The 4,505-nt window shown below is 35.9% G+C and carries 5 protein-coding genes; all 5 read left to right on the top strand.

What is annotated here, in order from left to right; genetic code table 11:
* On the top strand, positions 1-582 hold a 582-nt coding region (locus VIL26_02930), incomplete at its 5' end, for an InlB B-repeat-containing protein (protein HEY8389893.1).
* A gap of 233 nt (positions 583-815) precedes the next feature.
* Positions 816-2,066 carry an ABC transporter substrate-binding protein gene (locus VIL26_02925; protein HEY8389892.1) on the top strand — a complete coding sequence of 417 codons (1,251 nt, stop codon included), beginning with the start codon at positions 816-818 and terminating at the stop codon, positions 2,064-2,066.
* Positions 2,067-2,137: 71 nt separating this feature from the next.
* Complete coding sequence (locus VIL26_02920; protein ID HEY8389891.1) at positions 2,138-3,004, top strand: sugar ABC transporter permease; 867 nt, start codon at positions 2,138-2,140, stop codon at positions 3,002-3,004.
* 1 nt (position 3,005) lies between these two features.
* A complete protein-coding gene (locus tag VIL26_02915) occupies positions 3,006-3,869 on the top strand; it encodes a carbohydrate ABC transporter permease (GenBank protein HEY8389890.1) in 864 nt (287 codons plus the stop codon).
* 21 nt (positions 3,870-3,890) lie between these two features.
* A partial coding sequence (locus VIL26_02910) for a glycoside hydrolase family 3 N-terminal domain-containing protein (protein ID HEY8389889.1) occupies positions 3,891-4,505 on the top strand: 615 nt, incomplete at its 3' end.

Here is a 4,505-nt window from a genome sequence, read left to right as displayed (position 1 = left end):
TCAGAAATTGAATATACAGCAACAGCTTTTGATTGCCCTATAGAATATGTTTTGGATGGCGGTACAAACGGAAATAACCCTACAACCTATAATATTAATTCTGAATTTGTTTTGCAAGATGCAACAAAAGAAGGGTATGGTTTTGAAGGCTGGTATCTAAATCCTGAATTTAAAGGTAAAGCTATTACCGAAATCAAAAAAGGTACTCACGGTAAATTAACACTTTATGCTAAGTTCTCTGCTTATTTGAATATTACTTATGAAATAAGCGCAGGAGGAACTGTAACCCCTAATATTACTCATGTTTTGGTAGGGGCAAGTCAAAAATTTATTGTTACTCCTGATAACGGTTATGAAATCGAATACGTATTGGTTAATGACCAAAGTGTTGCATTGTCTTTTGGTATGTTCGAATTAACTGATATTCAGGAAGATATTACAATAAAGGTTGGCTTTAAGAAAATCGCTTCAAGTACCCCTGCTAAGAAAAAAGGCTGCTCTAATGTTGTAAGTGCTTTTGAATCTTTAGGCGTACTTGCTATAGTTCTTGGAGCATCAATGTTTTTAAAGAAAAAGATTTAATTCTAGTCCTAACCGAATTTTAATAAAAAAATCCCTTTCTTATGAAAGGGATTTTTTTATTATGTTTTATCATTTTTTCTAATTAAGATAATTTTACTAAGTTAATTTTTACCATATAAAAATATGATATAATACCATTAATGCCAATATTATGCTACAAATGCCAAGATTGTCATATAAAACCTCAAAAGTTTATTTGATATAATCTAGGTATCAAAGATTAGGAGGGAAAAATGAAACTAAGAAAACGATTAATTTCTTTAGTTTTGGCTTGTGCTTTGTTATTTAGTGCTTCTGCTTTACTTATTGGCTGTAAAGACAAATCTAATGAGCTTATTGTGTTTACGATGTTTGGGGGAGACGATCCTAACAAAGACGCTTATATGGTAGGCGTTAATGAATTTAAAAAAGCGCATCCTGAAGTTCATGTAGAAGATCAATCTATTCAAGCTGTAGGCGAAGGCTTTGATGATGTCGCTATTTCAAAATTTGTTAGTGAAAAATATGTTCCTGATGTGCTTTATATCTTTTCACCTGGCAGAAATCTGCCCATTCAAGATAAGCTAGCAAAAGTTGCAGATATAAGAGCAAAACACCCCGATTATGGTAAAGGTTTCCCTGAAGTAGGCGGAGATCCGCATGCTTTGGCTTTTTTGGGCAACAGTTTTGGTATTTACTACGAAAAGAGTGTGTTTACCGAAGCCGACTTTGCGTCATACACAGCTCTAAAGAATAAACTTAAAACTTTGGATTCATCAAAAATCGTTGATGCTGCAGGCGAAACCAATACTTGGCTAAATTATATCGGCTTGCAAAAGATGGGTAAGAAATGGGCTGATGTTCAAATTCCTAATAAAAAATGGTTCCAAGATAACCGTGCTGATTTGGAAGCAGTTTTGACCGAAATGGTAAGTTATATGAGAACTGATCTAAATATGGGTTCTAATCCTGCTATTCAATACGGCGATGAAAAACAAGCTATGTGGAACGGAAATAAATCATTTGATGTAAACGGTAACTGGAACGCAGCAGGATTTTATCCTCCTCATTCTACCGCAGGCAAAGCATCTAACTATGCGTTCAGATCTTTTGTAATTGACGACAATCCTGCAACTACTGATATTGACGAAAGCAAATATGTTATGAGCGGATTCTTCCATGGTTGGATGATTTCTAAAAAATGCTTTGAAAACCCTGAAAAATTAAAACTTGCTGTTGATTTTGTTAATAAACAGTGCAAAAATGTTCTCCAATATCCTGGAATGGCTGCTAACGGTGCAACAAGAGAAGATGATACTGATTTGGCAAAACAGACCAAAGACATCTTGAAAAAAGAAGGCGCTATTATGTGCTCACCTTTGGATGACAAATTCCTTGATATGACTGCAAAAACAACATTCTTTACTGGACTTACCAATATGATACTTGGAACAAAAACACCCGCCCAAGTCATCACAGATACTATAAATGCTTTTGTTGGGTAATCAAACGAATGGTTTTGAGAGCGTGCAAAAAACTACCCTTTGCACGCTCAAAAACTTTTTAGGGGAAGATTATGTATAACAAAAAGAAATACCTAATAGTTCCGTTTCTGCTGCCAATTTTGTTGATCACTGCAATATTTATATTTTATCCTGCCATCATCAACATATACAATGGTGCGTTTACCTTTAGACACAAGCTTGATACCAACCCTGTGTTTGTTGGCTTTGGAAATGTTTTATGGCTTTTAAAGGATAAGGTTTTTTGGACTGCATTAACCAATACAGCTATCTTAGTCCTTTTGGTTATTGTATTTCAGGTTGGAATTGCTCTGATTTTGGCTTTGTTGGTAGACAACATCAACAAAAAATATGCAGCTTTCTTAAGAATTATATATTTTATGCCCATAGTAATTTCAGCAACAGCAATAGGAACAATGTATCTTCTGTTTATACAGCCGACTGGTTTGTTTACTAAGTTGATTTTTAAAGACACTTTTAATTGGCTGCCGATTAATAACCCTTTGGCGTTGTTTATCGTAATACTGCCTGTAATATGGCAATACATAGGATTTTATTTTGTTATTTTGCTTACCGGTCTTTCGACTATTCCGGAAGAGTACAAAGAGGCGGCGCTTATAGACGGTGCGTCTAACTTGCAGGTAGTAAGATACATAACAATACCTATGTTGTGGAATGTGCTGCGCACTTGTATGGTTTTGGCTATAACTGGCGCTTTAAAAGTGTTTGATTTGCCTCATACGGTTGCAGTGCATGGAGCACCAGCTCAACAGACTATGTTTATGGGAACATATAATTACTATCTATACAGCACTAACAGATTAGGGCAATCAGCAGTGTATTCTGTATTTATCGTTTTGGTGGGCGTTTTGGTATCTTTGCTTTCTAACGCCATATTAAAAGAAAATAAGGATATATAATATGATAGGTGTAAAGCAAACTAATAAAAATCGTAAAAACATCTTAATGGTGTTCATATATATAATACTTACGCTTTGGGCGTTGATGGCAGTTGTTCCTTTTGTTTGGACATTGTTTGCATCTTTCAAGCCCAGATTTCATATTGTATCAAGACCGCTTGAACTGCCTTTCAACCGCTATTTTACTTTTGAAAATTACAAAAAAATATTTTCCGGATCTTTGAATATTTTTACTGCTTACTTTAACAGCTTATATATAAGCACGCTGGTTGTTTTGTTTACCGTAACTTTTTCGCTGTTGGCGGCTTTTGTATTGGCAAGGTTTGATTTTAAACTAAAGCGCGCTGTCGAAATAGTCGTAATAGTATGTATGATGTTTCCGTCTTTTGCGCTTTTGTTTCCTATCATTAGAATACTTTCTTTTATTAATCTGTTTGGAACAAAAATAGGGGTGGTGTTTCCCCAAATAGCCCTAAACGTTGGCTTTACTACATTATTGCTCACAGGTTTTTTGAAGAGCTTGCCTAAGGAAGTGGAAGAAGCCGCTTATATAGACGGGGCAAAAGTTCCTACAGTTTTGGTGCGAATAATAGTGCCTATGATGAAAAGCGCTATTGTAACATCAATGATATTTGTATTTATTTGGAGTTATAACGATCTTTTCTTGCAGATGATTATTATTACTAATGAAAAAGATTTTCCCATATCGCTGTTATTAAACAAGCTCTCGACTAAAGAATCAGGTTTTGACCATGGCAAAATGGCTTCGGCGGTTATTTTGGTGTCCTTCCCGATAATGCTTGTTTATTTTATGCTGCAGCGCCATATCATAAAAGGTCTGACAGCGGGAGCGGTTAAGGGTTAAAAAAACATTTGGAGCTAATATATGTTAACTACGCTTGAACAAAAAATTGGACAGCTTATGCTTGTGGGTTGGCAAAGCCCAAATGCTGATGACTTGATTGAAAATATCAAGAAATATAACTTTGGAAATGTAATTTTATTTACACGGAATATTAAGTCAGCTTCCCAGATACAAGATATGTGCAGCAAGATTCAGGAAGCGGCTATGCAATATAACGGTGCGCCTTGCTTTATTGCGCTGGATCAAGAGGGCGGAAGTGTTCGAAGAATATATGACGGAATCACTAATACCCCAGGTGCAATGGCTATAGCAGCAGCATCTGCAAAGTATCCTGAAGCTGCCGCAATAATAGGCAATATCTTAGGCGCAGAACTAAAGGCGTTGGGCATTAATCTCAACCTTGCGCCTGTAGTCGATATCAACAGCAATCCGCTTAATCCAATAATCGCTATAAGGTCATTTGGAGATGATCCATACATTGTCAAAAAATTGGCTACTGATTTTGCCAAGGCTTTGCAAAACAACGGTATTATGTCGTGCTACAAACACTTCTTAGGTCATGGCGATGTGGATATAGACTCTCATATAGACCTTCCCAGAATCAATAAATCCATAGACGAAATAAAAAGACTTGAG

This window comes from Clostridia bacterium, from assembly GCA_036562685.1.
Lineage (GTDB): Bacteria > Bacillota > Clostridia > Christensenellales > DUVY01 > DUVY01.
This window is presented reverse-complemented; position numbering and strand designations above follow the sequence as displayed.